Source organism: Streptomyces sp. NBC_01454 (assembly GCF_036227565.1).
Taxonomy (GTDB): Bacteria; Actinomycetota; Actinomycetes; order Streptomycetales; family Streptomycetaceae; genus Streptomyces.
This window is the reverse complement of record NZ_CP109460.1, coordinates 17,206-33,145: the sequence shown is the minus strand read 5'-3', so window position 1 is coordinate 33,145 and position 15,940 is coordinate 17,206. Positions and strand designations below refer to the sequence as shown.

Below are 15,940 nucleotides of genomic sequence, written 5' to 3'. Positions count from 1 at the left end.
CTGAGGCGTGTCCCGAGGCGAGTCGTGCCGTGAACTGGGCACTGTCTCACTGCTGACCGCCTCGACGGCTCGGTGGCGAGGGCCGGCAGGCTCACACAGCGGGAGGTGCGCCATGACGTGTATCCCAAGTCGCAGAATGCGGACGCGTGTTGTGGACGAGGTGGTCCTGGTACTCCAGCCGTAGATCGTGATCTTCATGTCTGATTCGCGGCTGTCGTCGGTAATGGCCGGCTTGGGCTCGGGCCTGGTGGCGGCGTCGCCAGACTGGAAGGTCCCCTCCACCCGCCACCGTGATCCAGCGACGCGGACCAGGGTGTTCTGGGGCGCCGGGTCGAGTGAGAAGTAGCGGTAGTAGGCGAGTTCAGCGGTGGTGCGGCCCCGGCCGACAGCGTCTGCCAGGCCCGCTGGGGCACCTTCGCGGCCAGGGCATCCGCGTGGAACGTCCCGCGCCGGTGGTGCTTCATGCCGGCAGGCGACGGCGATCACGTAGCCGACCTGGCGCTCTTCCAGCGCGGAGCACAGCTGTGGGTTGCCGCCGTAGACCTCGTCTGCCGCGACCCATCCGGCGCGGTGCCCGGCATCGAGAAATCGGCCGATCATGCGGGCGGCCAGCTCCGGCCTGGTCGCGAAAACGGTGTCCTCGTGCAGGCCCGCGGCTCGGCAGCGATCTGGGTCGCGCGTCCAGGAGCGCGGGATGTACGGCTCCCGGTCCACTGCCGCGTGCCCGTGCAGTCCCGCACCCTCGTCTGCAGATGCTCCAGGACGTACTCGCGCACGTCATCGCGCACGGCGTCGGCATCCCATCGGGCCCGGCCGAGCAGGTGCTGCAGGCCGTCCGGGGTGGCCTATCCGGCCCACTCGGCGATGCTCCAGCAGTTTTTGCCTGGCAGGTCCGACAGCAGCCCCAGCATCAGATCCCGTACCCGACGCCGGGGTTCAACCCGGGCGAACCGGCCGGCTGTCCGGCTCATACGGCTGGAGGTCGCGCTGGTACCAAGTGCCTGACTTGCCGCCGAGATCGGCCGGGGTGGCAGGGCCAACCGGGACGAACCCGGCCTTGGCCAAGACTCTCCGGGACGCGGCGTTGTCGTGGGAGGTGGCCGCCCGCAGTGTGCGCAAGCCGTGCATCGCTGTCGCCATCCGGCACAGCTCCCGGACGGTCGCGGTCGCCACGCCGCGGCCGGCGACCCGCTCCGCGACCCGGTAGCCGAGTCTGGCAGTGCCGTCCTCCAAGTCGTACAGGTTGAACCTGCCGAGTACCGAGCCGTCCGCGGCGACGAGCACGTAGAAGGCGCAGATGCCGGCCTCCTGCTCGGCCAGCGAGGCGTTGTACCGGTCGGTGAACTGGTCGAAGAAGTCGTCGCCGCGTCCCGGAGAGTCTTGGCCAAGGCCGGGTTCGTCCCGGTTGGCCCTGCCACCCCGGCCGATCTCGGCGGCAAGTCAGGCACTTGGTACCAGCGCGACCTCCAGCCGTATGAGATCGAAGCAGCGAAGTAGGTGCGGTTCGCCAGCTCGAAGGCCAGGACTGCCGGGGTGTGGCCGGCATGCAGCCGCTTCAGCTCGGGCATTGCCCGACTCTACCCAGATCGTGCGCGGAGGCCACCTGAGTTGCTGCCAGCGGCAGACACCCCCAAGGCCAGGGCACATCACGCTCTACGGCTGGTGTACTGGGAACAGCGTTCATCGACGGGTTGCGACAGCAGTTGAAGATGAACGAGATCGTGGATGTTCTCTGGAAATGAAGGTGCTGGGGGGCTGCGGCTGCTTGGTCGGGGCCTTGCGGAGCGGCTGCTGGGTAGGCGGTTACGGCCCTAGGGAGGCCAATGCTGATCTTGAAGAACGGCAGGTCCCGGCTCACTGGCCGGGGCCTGCCGTGTGAGGTCCGGCTGCCTGCATGCCGCTGTGCATCGGTCATTCGGGGGCAACGGCTGCGGCCGTGGCGGAGTTGGTGAGGCTGTCGAGTCGGGCGGCGATGTCGGGGTGGTCGGTGGTCAGGTGGGGGCGGGTGGCGTTCAGGGGGTGGATGAGGGCGGCGGCGTCGTCCTGGGCGAGGGCGGCGTCGAGTTGGCTGAGGGGGAGGCGGGCGGTGGTGGGGAGGTCGGTGAGGGCGGTGATCTGGCCGGCGATGCGGCGCAGGTCGGCGGCGTTGTGGCGGGCCCAGGTGGCGATGGTGCGGTCGGCGGCGCGGCGTTCGCGGGTGGCCTGGACGCGTTGTTCGCCGGTGGTTCCGGGGCCGGGCCTGTTGCGCAGGTAGCGGCGTTCGGCGGCTTGGCGGCTGGCGACGCCGAGGGGGTGGGCGAGGTCGGCCCAGCTGGCGCCTGCATGGCGGGCTGTTTCGATCAGATTGGTTTCCCACCCGGCGAGCTGCTCACGCACCTGTCGCAGCAGCAGGAGGGAGGCCAGGGCCTGCTCCGGACCGGTGCCCTCGCCGCCGGGGGCCTCGTGCTGGGCGGCGCGCAGGGCGCTGTTGATGGTTTCCAGGGCCGCCGCCGCAGCGAGGAACGAAGCCGGGCTCTGGGCGTCAGTGCTGGAAGAGACCGGCTGATCGGCTGCTGTCATGGGCACCTCCTTCCAAGTTGTCATCGTTTCGACGACAGAATATTTGTCATCCACTCGATGACATGTTACAACGGTGTCAGTGAAGCGCATTGGCGGGTACAGCCCAAACCTTCTGGAGGTGTTTCGCGATGTTGATGCGCACTGACCCTTTCCGTGAACTCGACCGCCTCGCCCAACAGCTGACCGGCACCGGCACTGGCACCGGTACCTGGACGCGGCCCTCTGCGATGGCGATGGACGCCTACCGTGAGGGCGACGAGTACGTGGTGGCCTTCGACCTTCCCGGCGTCAGCGCGGAGGCGATCGACATCGACGTCGAGCGGAACATGCTGACCGTCAGGGCGGAGCGCCGGCCCGTGGCGAAGGCCGACGACGTGCAGATGGAACTGTCGGAGCGGCCGCTGGGCGTCTTCTCCCGCCAGCTCGTGCTGGCCGACACGCTGGACACCGAGCGCATCAAGGCCGACTATGACGCCGGGGTGCTGACCCTGCGCATCCCGATTGCCGAGCGCGCCAAGCCCCGCAAGATCTCCGTCGGCGGGGAGTCCTCCCGCAAGGAGATCTCCGGCTGAGTCCGGCGACCCGGGCCGGCCCGCGGCGCAGGACGGGCACCTGATCTCCCCCTCCGCCCGTCCTGCGCACCGCTCAGACCAAGAGAGGCGGTGGCTGACGTGACCCTGCGATGGGAAGCCTTCCTCGATCAGGTGAAGGAACGCGGCGAGTACGAGAGCGTCCAGGAAGCGGAACGCGCGGCCCGCGTGGTTCTCGCCCTGCTCGGCGCCCACCTGGTCGGCGGCGTGCGTGCAGAACTGGCCGCACGTCTGCCGGAAGCGTTCGCCCTGATCCTGCTCAACCCGCTGCAGAGCGCCGAACCACTCCCGCCCGAACGGTTCGTGCGGGCGACGGCGGCATGGATTGAGGGGGCCACCGAAGCGACCGCGGCCTGGGACGTCAGCGCCGTCCTCAGCACCGCTGCCGACGCGGCCGGCGACCGCCTGATGACGCAGATCCTGCTCCAGCTGCCCGTCGGCTATGACCTCCTCTTCGGCCGCCCCCAGTCCACCTGACCGCCCCCAGTCCACCTGACAGCCCACCCACCTGGTGCCCGGGCCCGCCGGGCACCCCCACACCACGACCTCGACCACGAGAAAGGCAACCACCGCAGTGACCTCCGACCGGCCCGCACCGCTCCAGCACCTGCCCCAGATGACATTCGAGCAGATGCTGGAAAAGGTCCGTTACGAAGGCGCCTACCCCACTCGGGAACGGGCCAAGGAAGCCGTCCGCCTGGTCCTTGCGGGACTTGGACGCCAGCTGACGGGCGACGAGCGCGTCGAACTGGCCACCCGCCTGCCCCTGGAGGCCGCACGCATCCTCACCGAACAGATCCCCAACACCCAGCCCCTCACCGGCTGGGCCTTCGTCAAGGACCTCGCCGCCCGCACCGGCGCCACCCTGGCCGCCACTCGCTGGGACACCGGCTCCGTCCTGGCCACCGTCGCCTTCCTGGCCGGCCCAGAACTGCTCACCGGCATCCTGCGCCAACTCCCCTCCGGCTACGCGCTTTTGTTCGGCCGCGCCGAACTCACCCAAGCCGCCTGAGGAGCTGTGCGACATCAGCACATGGCCCGGGTAGCGCGAGGGAAGGCCCAGCGGCCGAGTTGATCTGCCGCCCACGCTGAGGCATCGGCACCAGCGAGAGCGGTCCCGGTCCCGGTCCTGGTCCTGGTCCTGGTCCTGGTAGGACCTTGGTGGCGCTGGGCTTGGCCTTGAAGAGGAGTAGGTCCCAGCCGACTGGCCGGGACCTACTCCATGACACGGCGTAGCCGCATCTTGTCCACGGCTCGTTGGGCGAGGACGGCGGGGGCGACGCCGCCCTTTGCGGGCGTCCCGCACGAGCTGATCGGCTGGACCGCCCGACGCGGTGAACAGATCGCCGCCTGCCGACAGGAGCTGGGGCACGAGTACGTCACCGCGAAGGGCGAGGACGGGGAGCCGAAGTTCCTGCCCGTGGTCTCCGAGCGGGCCCGGGTGAAGCTGAACCGGATCGCGGTCCGATCGACCCGCCCGCCCAAGCAGCAGGCGCGGCCGCCCCCGCGAGCCCGGCCTGGACGAACAGATCGTGGATGCCGTGCTCGCCACGCACTGCAACGACATCACCCACGGTCGATGTCCAAACGCTGCGCACTGATCTGCAGGCCCTGGAGCTGACCGCCGACCAGCTGGCGCGGATCACGAAGGCGTTCACCGCACTCGCCGCCGACGCCCAGCAGGCACGCGAGCGGGGCACACACCAAGAACCAGGCGCCACCGCACCATGTACGCAGCCCCCGAAAATCACCAGACCCCGACCCGACCCGCCCCGGGGCCCCAACACGGCCCCGGGTCCAGGCGGTGACCTCCGGCGTTACGGGTGGTGCACACCCGCCTCAAAGTGCGCCTCGCTCGCGGCCCCGCCATGCGTTCGTCTCGCATCGCCTCCAGTGCGGGTGACGTCCTGCGGGGAGTCGGCAAGGATCTGGGCGGCGAAGTGCGTGATGCCCCGCAGCGCGGTTCCGGGGCAGGCGTCGTTCCACCCGTCTCTCGCCATGAGGAGGACGACGCCGAGTTCGTCCACCACGAATGAGTCAGCGGTGACGTCGTCCATGTCGTCGGACAACGCGGTCACCGGGAAGACAGCAACGCCGTGGTGCGCATGTGGGGTGGTCCGCAGGGCGGAGGGGCGAGTCAGACCAACGGGGGAGCGGGGTGCGCCTGGGGGCTGAGGCGGAGGGGGCGCGGGCGCGGGAGGATGGGATCTCCAGCGGAGGGGGACATGATGGAGCGTTGGGACCGGATCGGGCGTGCGGCGGCGTACGGGATTGTGGCGGCCCTGGTGCCGTATCTGGTCATCAAGGTGTCGTGGGTGGTCGGTTCGTTACTGGGGCTGCTGCCGGTCGGGCGGGGGTTCAGCCTGGGCGGTTGGCTGGTGCTCAACACCGTCACGATCGGGATGGCTGCGGCCGGGATCACGCTGGGGCTGGCGTTGGTGCGGCCGTGGGGGATGCGGATCCCCGGCTGGCTGGTGGGATTCTTCGCCTGGGTCGGGTCGGGGTTCTTGGTGTCGATCCTGCCGTTCGTGGTCGTCAGCGCGCTTGTGAACTCCGGGACGGGCAGTTCGGGAGGCTCGGGGAGCCCGGGGGGTGACGCGGCGATGCCGGGCTGGGAAGCGGTGCTGCTCCAGTGCAGCTTCGTGGGAACCGGGCTTGCGCTGGCTCTCGCGCTTCCCGCCTATCTGTGGCGGCGTTGGCCCCACGTGCTGCGCCGGCCGGAGCGACCCCGCACCCGCACCTCCTCAGGACCGGTGTGGCCCGCGGTGACCGGCGCCGTGACCGGCCTGGCCTGGCTCTACTGGGCGGCCGGTGGCTCTCTGGGCATCGCGCACCGCGATGAGCGGCCGGTCAGTTGGCATGTGCTGGTCGGGGTCAGCGCGGGCTGGGCTCTCGTCGTGTCCGCCGCCGTGCCGGCTCTCGTCCGGCGCCGGTCGACCCGGCTGCCGTATCCGCTCCTGCTTGCGCTGGCGTGGCTGGGATCGGGCTCGATGTTCGCGTGGAGCGGCTGGAGGCTGCCGGCCACGGTGTACGTGGCGCTGGCGCACCCGAGCGACGTCAGCTACCCGGAGAACGTCGCGGTCACTGTGGCGCTGCATGTCACGGCCGTGCTGACGGGGGTGGGCATCATGCGGACGCTGGTACGCGGCGAACGTAGGCGGGTGAGCGTGCCCGACAGCGCCCAGCAGTCCGCCGAACGGGTGGGCCGTCGCCCGTGAACCTGCCAGTTCAGGAAGGCCTTTCACCAGGACCACCTCGATGCTCCCGGGGCAAGGCCAGCAGTGACTTCAAATGACGGCACTGCTGTCAGAGATCGCGTGTCGTCTCGCTCATGTCAAGACGACGCATCCCCGTCGCTCGAGTTCGGTCAGCAGCGGCAGGGAGGGATCGATGTCGTTCCATCGCAGATCCAGCTTCTCCAGTGATGGAAGCAGGGTGAGCCAGTCTGGTAGGTGGCTGAGGCGGTTGCTCCGCAGGTCGATCTGACGGAGCCGCGGCAGGCCGGCCAGTGACGGCGGCAGCTCCGCCACGGAGTTCTCGCGCAGATCCAGGTGACGAAGTTGGTGCAGTTCCGCGGTCGACGGCGGCAAGTGTTCGATCGTGTTTCCTCGGAGCCAGAGTTCACGCAGGTCGCGGAGCCGGCCGAGGGAGTCGGGCAACGTGGTCAGCCGGTTGTGCTGTGCCCTGAACTCGATGAGGCCGGCCATCCTCCCGATGGCCTCGGGGAGGGTCGTGAGGAAGTTCTCGCCGATGTTGAGGTATCGCAGCCTGGTCAGCTTTCCCACGGCGTCCGGAAGCCGTGACAGCTGGTTGTCATGCAAGTAGAGGCAGTTGCTGAGCTCCGTCAGCCTGCCCAGCTCGTCGGGAATCGACGTGAGCGCGTTGTGGCCCACGTCCAGGGTCATCAGCCGGTGCAGTCGTTCGATCCCTGGTGGGAGGGCCGTGAGTCCGTTGTCGGCAAGGATCAGGACGCGGAGTTCGGTCTGTTGCCAGACCGAGTCGGGCACTTCTCCGAGTTCCTGACGCCATAGGTTCAGTGCGTGCCTCACGGCCTTCTCACCTTCGTCAGTGGTCTTGGGCCTCGATTCTCGCCCGGGACTTCGGGCCAGGCAGCCGGTTCGTTTTTCTCTTCGCGCTCGGTCAGCACCTGGAAGAGGAGCCCGGCGTCGTGCCGGTCGAGTTGCATGTAGCCGAGCTCATCAATGCAGAGGAGGCCGACGCGGCCGTAGCGGACGATGGTCTTGTTCAGCCGCTTCTCGTCGGCCGCCTCGACCAGTTCGTTCACCAGCTTCGTGGCCAGCGTATAGCGGACCCGGTAGCCCTTTCTGCCCGCACGGCGTGCCCCTGCTGCGCGCCCTACCGTTTCCCCTACCGACCCTCCTACGCCGCGCTCCCGAGATTCAGGGGATAAAGCCACCGGTCAGAGGGCCTTGGCAACCGGCTCAGGCACATCGACAGTTACGCGGTGAAGGTCACAGACACCGTCGCCGCGTTCCTGCAGACCCCACCCGAGCCGACCCGCCGCGTACCCCGCAACCGCCCCCACCCCGCCACCAGCACGCCCACCAGTGCACCGGCGGGCAATGACACCTCCGCTGCCCCAATGGCCGCGCCGGAGCGCCCCAGGGGTGGGGCCAGATCAGCTCCTGGGCGACGGAGGTGGTGCTGCCGGTCTCCGGCACGCTCTCGACCCCCGGCAAGAACAGCCCCCGCGCCGACGCGGTGCTCGCCGCGCCGGAGGCCGGGCTGCCGGTGATGTGCGTGGAGGTCGACAACGGCACCGAAAACCCGGTCGTCCTGTCCTACAAGGCCGCAATCTATCGTGAAGCACCCAAAACGTCGGCACCTCCGGGTGTCGAGAATGGGGCACCCGCTCCGTCCCAGGGGTACCAGTGGCCAGAACGGACTGCGAGACGAAGAAGGAGCAACCCCGTGACGATTCAGCGGATGGACAACGTAGGCATCGTCGTCGACGACCTGGAGGCTGCCATCGCCTTCTTCACCGAGCTCGGCATGGAGCTGGAAGGCGAAGCGCAGATCGAGGGAATCTGGGCAGACCAGACGGTCGGCCTCGACGGGGTCCGCAGCGCCCTCGCGATGATGCGCACCCCGGACGGCCACGGCAAGCTGGAGCTGACGAAGTTCCACGCCCCCGCGGCGATCACTGCCGGACCGCTCAACCCGCCACCCAACACTCTGGGCCTGCACCGTGTCATGTTCGCCGTCGACGACATCGACGACACGATCACCCGCCTGCGCCGCCATGGCGCCGAACTCCTCGGCGAGGTGGCGCAGTACGAGAACGTCTACCGACTCTGCAACCTCCGCGGCCCCTCGGGAATCATCGTCGCTCTGGCCGAACGGATCAGCTAGTTGCCCCTCGGCCCGACGCCAGTGGCCAGCTGCGGGGCGCCCCTCTTGCCGATTGACCTTCGGCCACACGGGATTCGGACGGCTGAAACCTTCCCTTGCGGCTGCCGGAGTGCGGTCGTAGGCAGTGCGGCGCGAGGCGGAGGGGACGGTATCTGTGCAGCTCACCGTTGTGTCGGCCTACGCTAGTCGGCGCAACACGTGTGGTGCCACCGCTAGTTCGGGTGAAGGTTTGACAGACGGGCTTGGGCCGACTTGAACCAGCTGCTCGGGCAGGTTGAAGCAAGCGTTCGGCGCCTCCCGGCCCTACCTGTAGGAACAGTTCCTCACGCATGGGGGGAGGGGCAGGTGACCTCCCAGGCCGCCTCGATCATCTGGAAGATCTCGTCCACCGCGGCCTCCGGATCGGCCGCCTCACGGGCCAGCGCATAGGCGTCGATCACGAACCTCGCGATCGCCCGGCAGGCCGTTGTGGTCGGTGACAGGCCGGGGTCGTCGGCAATGGCAGTAGCCAGCGCCTCCGCATGGCGCAGCCGCATCGAATCCTCGTACTCCCGCAGGGCACGTGACTCTTCGATCATGCGCCAGATCGGGGCGGCGCCGGCCGCCGTGCAATGGCGCACCATGGCGTGGATCTCGCGGCGCAGCGCGGGGATGAGCGGCTGGTGCGGCGCCCGGCCGGTGACCGCCTGCGTGAGGCGTTGCTCGAAGTTCTCGTCCTGCTCGAACACCAGGGCCTCTTTCGAGGCGAAGTGAGAGAAGAGCGTGGTGACGGCCACGTCGGCTTCGGCGGCCACGTCACGGATGCCCACCGCGTCGTACCCGCGTTCCAGGAAGAGCCGCAGGGCGGTGTCAGCGACCTTCTGGCGGGTCGCGGCCTTCTTGCGCTCACGGCGTCCGGTCGGCACGGTCATGCCGTGATGCTAACAGATACAAAGACATAACAGTTCCAAAAGGCTAACGGTTAGTGCTACGGTCGCCGCATGAAGAAAGTGAGCTTCGCCGAGTTCGGCGGTCCGGACGTCCTGCACCTCATAGATGCCGAGGAGCCCCACGCGGGCCCCGGTCAGATCCGCGTCGCCGTGCGGGCGGCGGGTGTGAACCCTGTCGACTGGAGGGTCCGAGAAGGCCAGGTGTTGGGGGCCCATCCGATCGAGCTGCCCGCCGGGGTCGGGCTGGACGCCGCCGGGGTGGTGGACGAGGTCGGTGAGGGTGTCGAAGGTATCGAGGTCGGTGACCATGTGTTAGGCGAAGGGGCCGACACCTATGCCGAGTTCGCCGTGCTGTCGGCCTGGGCCCGTATGCCCGAGGGTCTGACGTTCGAAGAGGCGGCCGGGTATCCCTCCGTGGTGGAGACCGCGCTGCGCATCATCCGCGAGGTCGGTGTGCAGTCCGGGCAGACGCTGCTGGTCAGCGGCGCGTCCGGGGGAGTCGGATCGGCGGTGCTGCAGATCGCCCGCGACCGCGGCATCACGGTGATCGGCACGGCTGGGGCCGCGAACCAGGACTATCTGCGGAGCCTGGGCGCCGTCGCCACGACGTACGGCGAGGGTTGGGCGGAGCGGGTGCGGCATCTCGGCCGCGTCGACGCGGCTCTCGATCTGGCCGGCTCGGGTGTGATCCGCGAGCTCGTCGAGCTGACCGGGGATCCGCAGAAAGTGATCTCCATTGCCGATCTCGGTGCGCCGGAGCTCGGTGTCCGATTCTCCGGTGTGGCCGGGAGTGTGCCGGACGCGCTCGCCGAGGCCGTCGGCCTCATCTCGCGGGGGAAGCTCCACATCCCGGTCGAGAAGTCGTACCCGCTCGCCGAGGCCGCGGCGGCGCACATCGACAGCCAGGCCGGTCACACGCGCGGACGCAGGGTCGTGGTCGTCTGAACCGTTTCAGACAGGCGACCGTCGCTCAGCGAAGAGGCGCGATGCACATCGGACGTCTGCCGCTCCCGTAGCGGGGTCGGGGCGGGGTTCCTGTCCCGACCCCGCAGCGGTGCCTACGCGACGGCCGGGGCCTTGGCCCGCCGGACTTCGATCTTCGCGCGGCACTGGGTGCACAGCGGATTCTCTGGGGCGGCGATTGTGGCGTGAGGCAAGTCGTGCAGCTCAACGCCGATTCTGGCGAGCATATCGAGTGCAACAGATGTGGCACCAAGATGGCGGTGCGGGTAGCAGGGGTGGACCGCGAAGGGGCGCTCGCGGCCAAGACTGACCGTTTCGGAAGGCCCAGTTCTGGGACGAGCTGCCCTTGGATGAGCAGGTCGCCCTCATCGGCCCCGGACTCCTCTCTGGGTGAGTGCATCCCACTGGTCGCGGGTCGGGCCGTCGTGCGTTGGCGAGAAGTCTGGGTGGGCGGCCAGCCAGTCGGTGACGGCTCGGTCCACTTCGTCGGTGCCGTAGGCGTCGTCGGCCGGTTGCAGGAGATGGCGTACCCGGGCTCGGGCTCGCATGACGACGGGATCGTCAAAGGCGCAAGCGGCCAGGGCAGCAGCCCGCCGATCCGAGGACGGTGAACTCTCGGTGAGGCGTTGCTCGTTGCCGCGGTCGGCCGTCACCTGCGCGTCGAACCACGGGCGAAGGACCTGTGCCGTCCAGGTGTGGTAGCCGATGGGGTCTGCGGCGATCTGGTCGACATGGGTGGCGAGGTGCTGGGCGGCAAGCAGGCCGAGGGCCACGCCATGGCCCAGGGTGGGGTTGGTGTGGACGAGGCTGTCCCCGGCGTTGACCAGGCCCCTGACGACAGGTCCGTCACCGTCGACGAGGGAAGTCCAGCGGTTGTCCAGGCCGGCCATCGCCAGGACGGCTGTCTGTGGTTCGGGGGCCAGGTCGAGCCAGGCGGCGGTGGCGGGGAAGCGGCGGGCGACGGCCTCGAACACGGCAGGGTCGGTGAGCGCGCCGCGGGTCGGATCGCCCGTGGAGAGCACCAGGCTCACCGCGAAGGTGTCATTGTCAGAAGGGAAGACGCCGGCGAGCGCGAACGGTGCGGCCGAGCCGGTCTTCACTCGTCCGGGGTCACGTGGGCCGTCGGCGCGCAGGCGGTACCAGCGGCACAGGTAGGTGATTCCGGTGCGGTGGCTGTCGACCACGGGCGGGCGGCAGCCGGCCGCGGTCAGCCAGTCGGGGACCGGCGAGCGGCGACCGGACGCGTCGACGACAAGGTCCGCCTGGTGCCTGTCCGCGCCCACCTGCACGCCGGTGACCCGGGCAGTGCGGCCCTCCTCGAAGGTGAGGGCGCTCACCCGGCAGCCTCGCCGCACCTCAACTGTGGGTTCCCGCCGCACGGCCGCGGTCAGGGCGGCCTCCAGCACGATGCGACGGGTGCGCAGCGTCACCAAGTCCTCATCACCGGCCCGATGCGGCGGATGCTCACCGAACCAGTCGAAGTCGTGGTATTCGCGGGCTCCGCGTGCCAGCAGATCCAGGTAGACATCAGGGGTCTCGGTCCGCAATACGGTGCGGACGGGGGCGAGAAACGAATGGGGATGATTGGCCTGCGGGACTCGGGGCCTGTTCCAGTGAAGGAAGTCCCGGTGCAGGTCCTCTCCGGCCTGCCGCGCGTTCTGCTCGAACAACGTGACCGTGTGGCCCCGCCGGCCAAGCAAGAGCGCCGTCCCCAGCCCGCTGATACCCCCACCGATCACCGCAACCCGCGCCACCGATCTCCCCTTCGCGTCGTGTTGCGGAATGAGCCTACTGCTCGGCGATTTCCTGTTCGAAACCAGCTTCGTCCGTCGCGGTAGGGGGCACGGTGGCGGCCGATGCCAAGTCGAGATCCCCTTGCCTCCGTGCCCGAAGCGGTGGCAGGGCTGCCGGCAGGTCGCGCAGCGGCCGTCCTCTTTGGCCGGGCAGGACAGCGGCACGGGGGTCGGTGCAGCTGTGGGCACGGCGGAACCTTGCTTCTCAGCCACAAAATCCACCCGCTGTCGTCCACGTTCCCGCCCCCACGGTCAGTCGAGCTGGAGTTCCCGGTCCGGGCGGCACAGCGCGCATGGCTCCACACCTGCTGTGAGCGCCTCGTTGACGCCCTGTCGGGGGACCGGCCGCAGGCGGGGCCGGCGGCCGGCGGTGCACTCGCCGTGGTGAACGGCCACCGGCCGCGGGTCGGCGCTGACGTTCATTTGTACCGTCCAGTCGGGCGGGGGGAGGGGCACGCCGAGGCCCGGTGGGTCATGCCAATGCTCAACCTCGGTCACACGCTGCTGGACGCGGTCGAGCTGCAGCCGCAGGTATGTCACTGTCGCCTGCAGGTGAGGCAGGTTCGACCACCCGCATGCCATCGCTGTATCGGTGACCGACATGCCGTTGGTGAGGTGGCCCAGGGCGTGGTGGATGCGAAGCGTGGTGCGCCACTGGTGGGAGCTCATGCCGAGTTCGGTGTGGAAACAGGCGACTCAGGGTGCGTTCACTGGCTCCCGCAGCGCGTCCCAGCCCGGCCAGAGTCGCAGGCCGCGCAGGATCGGAGTGCAGGAGGTCGGTGACGGTGCGCAGCCGGTCGTCGCTGGATTCGGGCAGGTGCAGCGACTGCTCGGGAGTATCGCAGAGCTCGTCGATCACCACGGCGAGCAGTCGTCAGCGGGCGCCGGGGCGGACCTCTGACCGCTCGCTGTCAGCGCCAAGACGGCCTCGCGCAGCAGCGGGCTGACGGAGAACACGCTGGGGTGGTCGACGAGTTCGCCGCACAGGTCGATCGGGATGGTCAAGAGGCGGACGTCGGTGCGGCCGTAGAAGCGAGGGGAGAGGGCGAAGCCGGGGGCGTCCACGTCACCCGGTTGGCCGGATCGACCCAGGTTCCGCGCTCGGTCGTGGTGGCCAGTGTCCCGGCGGCTACGTAGACGAGCTGACCCCGGTCATGGGTATGGGGGTCGAGGTGGTAGCCGTGCGGCAGCCACCCAGCCCCGCTGGGCAGGGGCTGCGGTTCTGAGGCCCCCGGAGGGGGCCGGCAGGTTTTCAGCATCAGATGACAGTCTGCCGGTGGCGCGTCACGCGGTGCAGGTCGGACAGTAGCTGTGCAACGCCTGCTCCGCGTGTTGGGGCATGGTGGCTTCGAGGGCGCCGGCGGGGCGCTGTTGTACGGGTTCGGGGAGCTGGCGGCACCGACTCCCACCTCGGGGCCGCACTTGCGGACATGACTCCCAATCGCCGACGGTGGCGGCGAGCATTCCGCCGACCGTGCTCGGGGGAGGGCAGGGCAGGCCGACCTGGATCCCCTGGGGTGGCACCGTGGCGGAGTGGATAAGCATTGCCAACAGGCGGTCGCCGACGTCGAGTTTGTGCTTCGCACCGGCACCCACGGCCCGGCTGCGGGAACGAGCGTGAGCACGGCCTGATGCCGCTGGTGCCACAAGGGGCCGCTCTCAGCGCCGAGTTCAGCGATCACATCGGGCGTGAGCCCTGTGATCCGCTGACTATGGATGATCACTGCACGCGCCCGCTTTCCCACCACACAGACCATGATCAACGATCACAATCCTCGACGCGACACCGCCAACCACGCACGAGCTCGTCAGGGCGTGTTTGGAGTTGTGATCAGTCTGGTCTGATCCGGGGCTTGAGGTCGTGCTGGGCTGCTGAAACGCTCATGTGACGCGACGTCACCCGTAGTGCCCGTGAGCGGGAGTTGATCGAGCCAGTTGCTCGGCGTACGGTCCCTGCCCGCAGGAATGAGACCACCCCGCCGTCCGCACCGCCTCCGACTCGCTAGGCTGACGGCCGACCGAACGAATGGGGGCGGTGCGGATGCTGGTCGCCCAGTGGATACCGCGTAACGGGGAGCACTTCGGATCCATCTCGACCGGGCCTGCCGTGGCCCTACTCGGGGTCGGCGGGGTGGTCGTCGTGGCAGCCGGCGTGGTGGCCGCGCTGTCGCGGCAGGAGCGCGGTTCCGGACGCTTGACCGGCTGGCTGTTCGGGCTCGGTCTGACCATGTGCGTTCTGGGCGGGCTCGGGCTGCTGGTCCGTCGCTCCGAGGACCAGCAGACGAGCGACGGGCTGCACGCGGCTGGTCAGCAAGTCATCAGCGCGGCACTGGACTCGGCCCGGAGCTGCGCCACTGCCGCGCCGGAACCCACCTACGTCTACCCGAGCGGACTGATGCCCGGCGGCGCGGCCACGTACGCTCCGCCGCCGTGCAGCACCTCGCCGCGCGACGCACTCCTGGGCTCGACGGTGCTGACCTCCTTGGGCCTGTACCGGGCGGAGGAGGCGGCCTCCTTCGACACGAGCGGGCAGGTGACCGTGACCGACCCGAACAGCGGGAAGCAGGTCTGCGCCACCGTCCCGGACACCGCGGACAGCGCCGGCGCTGTTGCCGACGGCCCATGCGGGGGCTAGGCAGTTTCGTTCGGATCAGTCGGTCGTTGGTCCGGGCGTGCCGTTAGCAGATGTGCAGTGGGCGCGAGTCGAGCCGTTGCTTCCGGACCGGACGCCGAAGCGGGGTGATCGCTGGCGAGATCACCGGGAGTGATCGACGCGATCGCCTTCAAGTTCCAGCCAGGAACGCAGTAGGTCCATCTGCCAGAGAAGTACGGCAACTGGCGAGGCGTCCACAACCGGTCACGGATGTGGGCCTCGACGGCACCTGGGAGAGCGTCTTCTCCCGGCTCACGGGCTGGCTGATGGCGGTCGACAATGTCCTGGACGCACCGGATGCAGTGGACTCCGCGGGCCCGGACGGGACCCAAACCCGCGTCCGGGCCTGGCACGGGGTGCTCGTGGGGCGCGGCAGCGACGGCGGCAGCGACGATCCCATGACGCGCGCTCTGGCGGAGATCGCCCGGGGCCTGCACCGCGAAGGCCGACCGAACTCACCGCCGTCTGGCGGAAAGCATGCATCAGACGCTCATCGGCATGCGATGCGAACGCGAGACGGCCCGGACAGCGGCCGCCGGTGGCGGCGTGCCCCGGCTGACGGACCATCTTCGGCACGGCGCCTGGACCATCGGCGTCGAACAGCAGGTCACCGCCCTGTGGTGGCAGAGCTCTTCGACCGGCTCGAACCGGTCGACACCGATCTCCTCCTCGGCACCTGGCAGGGTGGCGGGCTCGAGCACACCAGCGAGAACGCCGCGCTGCTGACGAAGATGCGGTGGTACGGCAAGCGGTTCGTCGACGCCGATCGCGTGGAGCCGCTGCTGTGCCGCGACGAGGACGGGACGGTCTTCTGGTACGAGGAGATGGGCCTCGCAACGTTGCGTGAGGTCATCTACCGCGGCAAGCAGTCCACGGCGATGGTCTATGACCAGCTGCCCATCATCGACCATTTCCGCCGGCTCACCGACAACGTCCTGCTGTGCGTGATGGACAAGAAGGAAACCCTTACGGACTTCCTCTTCCACCTCACTCGTGTTCCCGCATCGCTGCCCCAGCCATCCGGCGACGGCAGATAGCGAGCCGACGATCAGGGTTGGTGTCAGCGCCGCGACGCGTCAG

16 protein-coding genes and 3 pseudogenes are annotated in these 15,940 nt (G+C 69.1%); 8 read left to right on the top strand and 11 right to left on the bottom strand.

Annotated elements, in window-relative coordinates:
- Nucleotides 1-258: 258 nt before the first annotated feature.
- From OIU81_RS00175 to OIU81_RS00160, 4 genes and pseudogenes are all read right to left on the bottom strand, one after another.
- Nucleotides 259-971 (bottom strand): annotated as a pseudogene (locus OIU81_RS00175) (transposase); the annotation flags it as partial.
- Complete coding sequence (locus OIU81_RS00170; protein ID WP_443074105.1) at nucleotides 937-1,299, bottom strand: GNAT family N-acetyltransferase; 363 nt, start codon at nucleotides 1,297-1,299, stop codon at nucleotides 937-939. The pseudogene OIU81_RS00175 and the gene OIU81_RS00170, both read right to left, overlap by 35 nt.
- A gap of 176 nt (nucleotides 1,300-1,475) precedes the next feature.
- Nucleotides 1,476-1,568 (bottom strand): annotated as a pseudogene (locus OIU81_RS00165) (GNAT family N-acetyltransferase); the annotation flags it as partial.
- A gap of 343 nt (nucleotides 1,569-1,911) precedes the next feature.
- Complete coding sequence (locus tag OIU81_RS00160; protein ID WP_329141795.1) at nucleotides 1,912-2,559, bottom strand: type III effector protein; 648 nt, start codon at nucleotides 2,557-2,559, stop codon at nucleotides 1,912-1,914.
- Nucleotides 2,560-2,687: 128 nt separating this feature from the next.
- Here OIU81_RS00160 and OIU81_RS00155 point away from each other — a divergent pair, with 128 nt between their 5' ends.
- From OIU81_RS00155 to OIU81_RS00145, 3 genes are all read left to right on the top strand, one after another.
- Complete coding sequence (locus OIU81_RS00155) at nucleotides 2,688-3,131, top strand: Hsp20/alpha crystallin family protein (RefSeq protein WP_329141793.1); 444 nt, start codon at nucleotides 2,688-2,690, stop codon at nucleotides 3,129-3,131.
- A 99-nt stretch (nucleotides 3,132-3,230) separates the two neighbouring features.
- Nucleotides 3,231-3,626, top strand: a complete 396-nt coding sequence (locus tag OIU81_RS00150) for a DUF2267 domain-containing protein (protein WP_329154760.1) — start codon at nucleotides 3,231-3,233, stop codon at nucleotides 3,624-3,626.
- Nucleotides 3,627-3,765: 139 nt separating this feature from the next.
- Entirely contained in the window at nucleotides 3,766-4,161 is a 396-nt protein-coding gene (locus tag OIU81_RS00145; RefSeq protein WP_329141791.1) for a DUF2267 domain-containing protein, read from the top strand.
- Nucleotides 4,162-4,966: 805 nt separating this feature from the next.
- Here OIU81_RS00145 and OIU81_RS00140 read toward each other — a convergent pair.
- Nucleotides 4,967-5,227, bottom strand: coding sequence for a hypothetical protein (locus tag OIU81_RS00140; RefSeq protein WP_329141789.1), 261 nt, complete (start codon nucleotides 5,225-5,227; stop codon nucleotides 4,967-4,969).
- 147 nt (nucleotides 5,228-5,374) lie between these two features.
- Between OIU81_RS00140 and OIU81_RS00135 the strand changes: the two genes are divergently transcribed.
- A complete protein-coding gene (locus tag OIU81_RS00135; RefSeq protein ID WP_329141787.1) occupies nucleotides 5,375-6,367 on the top strand; it encodes a hypothetical protein in 993 nt (330 codons plus the stop codon).
- A gap of 111 nt (nucleotides 6,368-6,478) precedes the next feature.
- Here the strand turns inward: OIU81_RS00135 and OIU81_RS00130 are convergent, their stop codons facing one another.
- On the bottom strand, nucleotides 6,479-7,198 hold the full coding sequence (locus OIU81_RS00130; RefSeq protein WP_329141785.1) for a leucine-rich repeat domain-containing protein: 720 nt from the start codon (nucleotides 7,196-7,198) through the stop codon (nucleotides 6,479-6,481).
- Nucleotides 7,199-7,260: 62 nt separating this feature from the next.
- Nucleotides 7,261-7,482, bottom strand: a pseudogene (locus OIU81_RS00125) (ATP-binding protein); the annotation flags it as partial.
- Between the two features lie 599 nt (nucleotides 7,483-8,081).
- Between OIU81_RS00125 and OIU81_RS00120 the strand changes: the two are divergent.
- Nucleotides 8,082-8,522, top strand: coding sequence for a VOC family protein (locus OIU81_RS00120; RefSeq protein ID WP_329141783.1), 441 nt, complete (start codon nucleotides 8,082-8,084; stop codon nucleotides 8,520-8,522).
- A 323-nt stretch (nucleotides 8,523-8,845) separates the two neighbouring features.
- Here the strand turns inward: OIU81_RS00120 and OIU81_RS00115 are convergent, their stop codons facing one another.
- Nucleotides 8,846-9,433 (bottom strand): TetR/AcrR family transcriptional regulator, encoded by a 588-nt coding sequence (locus OIU81_RS00115; protein WP_329141781.1) that lies wholly within the window; start codon nucleotides 9,431-9,433, stop codon nucleotides 8,846-8,848.
- 69 nt (nucleotides 9,434-9,502) lie between these two features.
- Between OIU81_RS00115 and OIU81_RS00110 the strand changes: the two genes are divergently transcribed.
- The gene (locus tag OIU81_RS00110) at nucleotides 9,503-10,396 is read left to right on the top strand and encodes an NADP-dependent oxidoreductase (RefSeq protein ID WP_329141779.1); all 894 of its coding nucleotides are present in this window, start codon (nucleotides 9,503-9,505) and stop codon (nucleotides 10,394-10,396) included.
- Nucleotides 10,397-10,779: 383 nt separating this feature from the next.
- Here the strand turns inward: OIU81_RS00110 and OIU81_RS00105 are convergent, their stop codons facing one another.
- From OIU81_RS00105 to OIU81_RS00095, 3 genes are all read right to left on the bottom strand, one after another.
- Nucleotides 10,780-12,168, bottom strand: coding sequence for an FAD-dependent oxidoreductase (locus OIU81_RS00105; RefSeq protein ID WP_329141777.1), 1,389 nt, complete (start codon nucleotides 12,166-12,168; stop codon nucleotides 10,780-10,782).
- Nucleotides 12,169-12,459: 291 nt separating this feature from the next.
- Entirely contained in the window at nucleotides 12,460-12,876 is a 417-nt protein-coding gene (locus OIU81_RS00100; protein ID WP_329141775.1) for a DUF6233 domain-containing protein, read from the bottom strand.
- Nucleotides 12,877-13,062: 186 nt separating this feature from the next.
- Complete coding sequence (locus OIU81_RS00095) at nucleotides 13,063-13,272, bottom strand: hypothetical protein (protein WP_329141773.1); 210 nt, start codon at nucleotides 13,270-13,272, stop codon at nucleotides 13,063-13,065.
- Between the two features lie 1,042 nt (nucleotides 13,273-14,314).
- On the opposite strand from OIU81_RS00095, the gene OIU81_RS00090 reads away from it, so the two are divergent.
- The gene (locus OIU81_RS00090) at nucleotides 14,315-14,842 is read left to right on the top strand and encodes a hypothetical protein (RefSeq protein ID WP_329141771.1); all 528 of its coding nucleotides are present in this window, start codon (nucleotides 14,315-14,317) and stop codon (nucleotides 14,840-14,842) included.
- 638 nt (nucleotides 14,843-15,480) lie between these two features.
- On the top strand, nucleotides 15,481-15,897 hold the full coding sequence (locus OIU81_RS00085; RefSeq protein ID WP_329141769.1) for a DUF4334 domain-containing protein: 417 nt from the start codon (nucleotides 15,481-15,483) through the stop codon (nucleotides 15,895-15,897).
- Nucleotides 15,898-15,940: the final 43 nt, after the last annotated feature.

What these genes read in the sequence shown, in the direction of transcription:
- OIU81_RS00100 (WP_329141775.1), bottom strand. Translation starts at nt 12,876, where the DNA reads ATGAGCTCCCACCAGTGGCGCACCACGCTTCGCATCCACCACGCCCTG.
- OIU81_RS00155 (WP_329141793.1), top strand. Translation starts at nt 2,688, where the DNA reads ATGTTGATGCGCACTGACCCTTTCCGTGAACTCGACCGCCTCGCCCAA.
- OIU81_RS00145 (WP_329141791.1), top strand. Translation starts at nt 3,766, where the DNA reads ATGACATTCGAGCAGATGCTGGAAAAGGTCCGTTACGAAGGCGCCTAC.
- OIU81_RS00115 (WP_329141781.1), bottom strand. Translation starts at nt 9,433, where the DNA reads ATGACCGTGCCGACCGGACGCCGTGAGCGCAAGAAGGCCGCGACCCGC.
- OIU81_RS00160 (WP_329141795.1), bottom strand. Translation starts at nt 2,559, where the DNA reads ATGACAGCAGCCGATCAGCCGGTCTCTTCCAGCACTGACGCCCAGAGC.
- OIU81_RS00135 (WP_329141787.1), top strand. Translation starts at nt 5,375, where the DNA reads ATGATGGAGCGTTGGGACCGGATCGGGCGTGCGGCGGCGTACGGGATT.
- OIU81_RS00110 (WP_329141779.1), top strand. Translation starts at nt 9,503, where the DNA reads ATGAAGAAAGTGAGCTTCGCCGAGTTCGGCGGTCCGGACGTCCTGCAC.